This is a genomic window from Streptomyces atriruber (assembly GCF_001418325.1).
Lineage (GTDB): Bacteria > Actinomycetota > Actinomycetes > Streptomycetales > Streptomycetaceae > Streptomyces > Streptomyces atriruber.
The window spans coordinates 1-6,104 of the sequence record NZ_LIPN01000471.1; the positions used below are offsets into that span (position 1 = coordinate 1).

General features: G+C 71.4%; 3 protein-coding genes. All 3 read right to left on the minus strand.

The genetic code is table 11. From position 1 onward, the window contains the following. Window positions 1-75 precede the first annotated feature (75 nt). On the minus strand, window positions 76-4,761 hold the full coding sequence (locus AOK03_RS36205) for an HD domain-containing protein (protein WP_055569633.1): 4,686 nt from the start codon (window positions 4,759-4,761) through the stop codon (window positions 76-78). A gap of 10 nt (window positions 4,762-4,771) precedes the next feature. Beyond that, window positions 4,772-5,137 carry a Pepco domain-containing protein gene (locus AOK03_RS36210; protein WP_055569634.1) on the minus strand — a complete coding sequence of 122 codons (366 nt, stop codon included), beginning with the start codon at window positions 5,135-5,137 and terminating at the stop codon, window positions 4,772-4,774. A 60-nt stretch (window positions 5,138-5,197) separates the two neighbouring features. Beyond that, the coding region (locus tag AOK03_RS36215) for an MFS transporter (RefSeq protein ID WP_055569635.1) at window positions 5,198-6,104 on the minus strand (907 nt) is incomplete at its 5' end.

The window sequence follows — 6,104 nt, forward strand, 5'->3', positions numbered from 1 at the left end:
GGGCGGGGTTGCGGAGGCCTAAGGGGCGGCCCGCCTAGCGGAGTGGGGCGGTCCCGGTTCGGCCGGTTCTGCCGGTTACCCGGGTTCCGCCTGTTCCTCCGGTTCCGGGGCGAACCAGCCTTCCGCCTCGTGGCGCAGGCCCAGGGCGGTTGCCTTGCGGGCCACCTCGTGGAAGGGGCGGGAGACGCGGGTGGCGACGGTCACCAGGGTGGTGAGGGAGAGCGGGACGTCGTTCGTCTCTCGGAGGCGGAAGTCGCTTGTTTCCGGGGACCGGAGTGCGTCGGTCAGGTCCCATTCGGCGTTGCGTTCCTTGCTCCAGGCTTCCGGGATGGGGTCCACCTCGTAGCCGAGGCGATGCAGTGCCTCGGTCATGTCGCCGATCTCCGGGCCGTACTGGTTGGTGTGCAGGGCGGCGGCGTACTGCTGGACGGGAGAGATGGATCCGTAGACCTCTGGGTCGGGCACCATGAATCCGAAGCGCAGGACCTGGGCGTCCTGCTGTCGCAGTGCGGAGAGCAGGGCCGGATCGGGCGCGCACGCGTACCCCAAGGACGTCAGCCGGTCCGCTGCCTCGGCCAGCGAGACACCGGCTTCCTGCGCCACCTCCGCGAGGTCGGACAGCGACAGGGCCTTCTCCGGGTCGTGCCCCACCATCGGGCCGAGGAACTCGATGTCCTTCTTGGACAGCCGCTCGTCGCCCGGCTGCGGGGGGCCGACCTCGAAGCCGAGCTCCCGCAGCCGCTCCGCCGTGCTCTCGGGCGTGCCGAACCTGCGGGCGACGGCCACCACATAGGGCCAGGGCACGGGCCGGTACGGCACGGGCCGGGCCCCCTCGTACTCCAGGATGGACCGGTCGTCGTCGGACAGTTCGGTCTCCGGGGCCCCGACGGTGAAGCCGAGTCCGCGGAACAGGTCGGCGACCTGGTGGAGGGAGCGGCCCGACTCGTGTGCCATGCAGGCCAGTTGGCCAGGGGTGACGTCCTCGGTGATGCCGGAGGGCGTGGGATCGGGGTGCACCAGCCACAGGCTGTGGAGCACCGTCTGGTCCTCTTCGGTCCAGGTCTCCCGGACGGGGACGTCCGCCGGTACGTCGAATCCCAGCTCCCGCAGGCGCCGGGCCGCCTCCGGTGTGGGGCAGTCGGCCCGCGCCGCGCTGACGCAGACCTGTGCGGCCGTGAGGGTCGCCCCCGGCTCCAGCCACGTGCCGAAGGAGCCCGTGGCCAGGAGGGGAAGGTCCTTGGGGACGACGGCGGAGCACGCGTGCAGGGGCTCGACGCGGTAGCCGAGGGCGGTGACGCGGGCGACCACTTCCTCGGCGGACAGCTCGGTGAACATGACGCGCCTGAAGATGTCCGTGACGGTGAACGCCCTGTCCGGATCGGACCAGGGAAAGAGCCGCCTGAGACTGGGGGCGCCGGTCTGCACCAGGGCCGGTGAGGGCTGCGAACCGGCCACGCTGTGGCCTTGCTGCCACAGTATGAAGTCCGTGTCCCAGCGCGCGAACCTGCCGTAGCTGCTCAGCAGCGCCAGGTCCGACGGGCGGGCGCACGGATCCGGCGCATCCGGCGCTCCGGCGGCCAGCGGCTCACCGAGACCGGCCCGGTACAGCGCCAGCAGACGCCAGCGCAGCACGAGCGAGGGCGTGGTGCTCAGATACGCGGCCGCCTGGTCCCCGGCCTCCTCGGGGAAGTCACCGGTCACCAGCGGGAGCAGCGCCCGATCGGGGAGGAAGAAGCCGACCTTGCCGTAGGGCAGGACGGTCCCGGCGCTCAGCTCCCAGGGCACGTCCGCCTCGCGCGCCTGAGCGCCGACGCAGTCGGCCAAGCCCTCGGACATGTCGCACAGCCGGGCGAGCCACGTCACCGTCGCCAAGTGCTGTCGGCCGGTGAAGAGACTGGGCGCGGCCGCGCTGATCCGCTCTTTGATGTGATCCCAGTCGTATTCCTGGATGCTCGAGCGGTTGACGCTCAGCTCGGGCTGCTGCTCCCCGTACAGGTTGAGCACGAAGCCGTGCAGTTCGCCCATGGAGCGAGTCGAGGCCCACAGGCCGTCCGCCAGGAGCCATCCCCTGCCGTCCACCCACCACAGATCCGGGTCGGACGAGGGCAGGATGGTGCTGCTGCGCTTGCTTACCGGCACGCTCTGCAGATGCGACGTCTGGATCAGCTCCACCCCCGTCAGGGTCGCCTCGCCCGGCGCCCACTCCTGGCGGCGCGCGCCGTGTTCGGCCGTCGTCCGGTACGGCGCCACCCAGAGCACCTGCTGCAGCACGTCCACACAGGAGGTCGGCCTCCGGTACTGGGTGAGCAGCAGGCGAACCGTCGTCCCGCACTCGTCCCCGGGGCCCAAGTCCTCGACCCTGAACAGGTTGCCGGGCCCGGCGATCGACACCTGGAGCAGCCGTCCGGGACGGCCGTCCTTGCCCAGTCGGCAGGTGCGTACGACGATCTCGTCGGCCAGCATGAAATAGCTCAGCACCCCGATGCCGAAACGGGAGTTGGGGTGCAGCTCGATCTTCGGTTCCGGCAGTTCCGCCCAGGCCGCCTGTTCCTCGATGTACTCGGGCAGGTCGACGAAGCGGGCGCCGCCCTGGGAGAAGACGTCGCGCAGTTCTCGTACGCTCATGCCGATGCCGTTGTCGCGGCACTCCAGGTAGGGACGGTCGTCGTCCCCCACACCCTGGACGAAGTCGATCCTCCCCTCCCAGGGAGCGGCAGGTCGGCCGGTGCGGCGCAGGTACTCCCGGCGCCGGTCGGCGTAGCGGACCGCGTCCAGCGCGTTCTGGTAGACCTCACGGACCGCCAGGTCCCGCTCGCCGTAGAGTTCCTCGCCCATCAAGAGTTCCTGGACCCGGTCCTCCGCCAACTGGAAGCGGATGCCGTCCGAGAGCTGTTCCGGTGTGTTGCCGCCCAAGCGGACCCGCGAGCCGTCCGCATAGGGCGGCAGGGACGACAGGGGCGCGAGCGTCGGGTTGTTCGCCTTGTTGATGTCGCGGAGCAGGCCGTCCACCCGGGACGCGTGCTCGCGCAGGGCGATCTGGACCGCCGGGTGGCCGCACACTGCGTTGAGGGAGCGGCCCGTGCCCGACGTGCGCCAGTCCGAACCCCGGACCGTGGTGCGGAGCTCGTCCAGGTTCACGCTGTCCGAGATGCCGAGGTGTTCCACGACGATCTCGGGGAGGTCGACGGGGTCCACCGCCATGGCGTACGCCGCCTTGGTGAGCGCCGCGACCAGCGGTTCGCGGACCTCGTGCTCGTCGGGCGCGCTCGCGGCCACCGTGTCGTGGTCGTGCAGGCCGTCGCCGCGCGAGGTGGCGAAGGGGGCCGCGCGGTGCTCATGGAGGAAGCGCATCAGGCGCTTCTCGGAGAGGGACTCCATCACCCAGCGGGGGTGGTCGGAGCCATTCGCGGGGGCGCCGACCAGCAGCTTCAGGGACTCCGCCGCGTACACCTCCGGCTGCTGGATCAGCCAGCGGTGGTACAGCCACCAGCGGATCCGCTCCACCGAGCCGTCCGTGACCTTCGCCTGCTCCAGGGCGCGCAGCCTGCGCTTGATCCGGGGGAAGCCCTGGGCGAACTTGCGGAAGCGGTCCCGGTCCGGGGCCGGGCCCTTGCCGTCGTCGGCCAGGACGTCGCGGCGCCGGTCCGCCTCCTGCGCCCAGAAGGTCTGCTCGACCAGCGGGAGGAGGACGGCGAGGGCGGCCTCGGACGGGGAGAGCTCCACGCCGTCCGCGAGCCGGTGGGTGAGGAAGCCGAGCCTGTCGTGGGTGCGCAGGGCCAGTTCCGAGTCGTGCCACGGGTCGGCGTGCAGGGCGGCCGCGGCCTTCTCGTACCCGGCGGCGAGACCCGTCGCGAGAGTGCCGCAGAGTTCGTGCAGGGTGTCCCGGGCCGGGCCGGGGCGGGTGCGCTGCCACACCGGGTGCTGGGCGACCGAGCGGATCCACGGGTGGGCCTCGGTGTGCCGGTCGGGTCCGGGGAGGAGAGGGAAGTCCTGCTCTCCGGGGGGCAGTTCGCAGACCACCCTGATCTGCTGCGGGGCACGGTCCGGCCGCTTGTAGGCACGGTGCAGGGCGGTGACGCGGGTCTGCGTCTCCTGGAAGAACTCCTGCAGCCGCATCGCGTGCGGGTTCTTCTCGATCACGTCGCCGACGGCGCGGGTGAAGAGGCTGAACGACTCGCCGGGCGGGATGCCGGTGTCGGCGCCGGGAGCCGCTGTCTCCGACTCGCTCACGAACAGGGACTGTTGCGATGCCGAGCATCCGTACACGTACGCGACCTTGCGGCGCAGCGAGGCGGCGATCGCCCGGCGGGTCCAGCTCCGCAGGCCGGGCGGGCCTGCCTTGGCGTCCCTTTGGACACCCTCACGGCAGGCGTCGATGAGGAAGACGACGTGGCGCGCGGGCGACTCCGTCAACTCCCTGCGCCAGTCGATCTCGATGCACGCGTCGGAGAACGGCTCGACGGCGTAGGTCGCGTCCTCGGGGACCAGGTAGTCCTGACCCTCGAAGTGGAATCCGTGTCCGCTGAGCAGGATCCACAGCGTGTCGTCCGGCCGCGCGTCCCGCAGGAACGCGCGGGCCTGGGCGTGTACGACGCTGGGGATCACGCCCCGCTTGCTCTCGACGATCTCCGCCGACCGGAAGCCGCGGTCGGTGAGGACGTCGCGCAGCCGCGCCAGGTCGTCCTGGACGAACGGCAGGCTGTCGAGGAGCGGTTCGTCGTAGTCGCTCGCCCCGATGAGGAGGGCCTTGTGCTGTGACACGGCCGGGCGCTCAGGTCGTCGGGCGCTTGAACGTCAGGGTGAGGCCCCTGGTTCCCTGTACCTGTCCGGAGCCGATGAGCTGGATGGAGCCGCTCGCCGTCACCTGGAACGACAGCTGCGCCTCCGCGAAGGCGAGGGTGTCGTCGCGGTCCGCGACCTCCTTGAAGACCTGCTGCAGCGCCTCGACCGTCTCCGCGAGGTTCTTGCGGAGCGGGCCGAGGGGGACGGAGCGCAGGACGGATTCGCCGTCCCGGCTGAAGAGTCCCTTGGAGTCGGAGCCGGGACCGAGGTCCGTGTCCTCGTCGGTCGCCTCGACCCAGAAGGCCAGCGACTGGCCCTCGATCCGGTCCGTCGCGTCGTCGTTCGCCGTCGTCATCCCGCCCACCCCTGGTCCCTGGGCCCCGGAATCTCCCTGATTTCCGTGGCTCGGTCAACTTTAGTTCCAGGAGGGGCTTTTGGTGACCTCCTCGGCCGGGTCCACGGAGGTTGCCGGGGATGTCGTGACGACGCGGCTCGGGGTCCTGCGGTGCAGGCGGAGGGAGACCGTCACGGCGACGATCGCCGCTGCCGTCATCGCCGCGCCCGCCCACGCCGTCGCCTCGTAGCCGAGCTCCAGGTCGATCACCGTGCCGCCCAGCCACGGGCCGCCCGTGTTGCCCAGGTTGAACGCGGCGGTCGTGGTCGCGCCCGCGAGGGTGGGGGCGGCGCCCGCGACGTTGAACATGCGGGCGTTGAGCGCCGGGGCCGTGTAGAACGCGGAGACGCCCAGGAGGAACGAGAGCGTGATCGCGGCGGCGGGGGTGGCGGCGAACAGGGCCAGGGAGACCAGGAAGACCGTGGACGCGGCGATGCCGCTCAGGAGGACGCCGAAGAGGTGGGCGTCCGCCACGCGGCCGCCGATCGTCGTGCCGACCAGGGCGCCCGCGCCGAAGAGCCCGAGGATGGTCGGGACCCAGCTCTCGGAGAGGCCGGACACGTCCGTGAGGAGCGGGGAGAGGTACGAGAAGGCGCAGAAGACGCCGCCCGCGGCGAGGGCGGTGATCGCGATCGACAGCCAGACCTGGCGGTCGCCGTAGATCGACAGCTCCTTCTTCAGCTGCGGCTTCTCGGCGGGGAGCGGGATGCGGGGGATCAGGGTGAGGACGCCGACGAGCGCGACGGCGGAGGCCGCGCCGACCGCCCAGAAGGCGGAGCGCCAGCCGAGGTTCTCGCCGAGGAACGCGCCCGCGGGGACGCCGAGCACGTTGGCGATGGACAGGCCGCCGATCATGACCGCCATGGCGCGGGCGCGCTGGTTGAAGTCGACCATCGCGATGGCGACGGCCGCGCCGACCGCCCAGAAG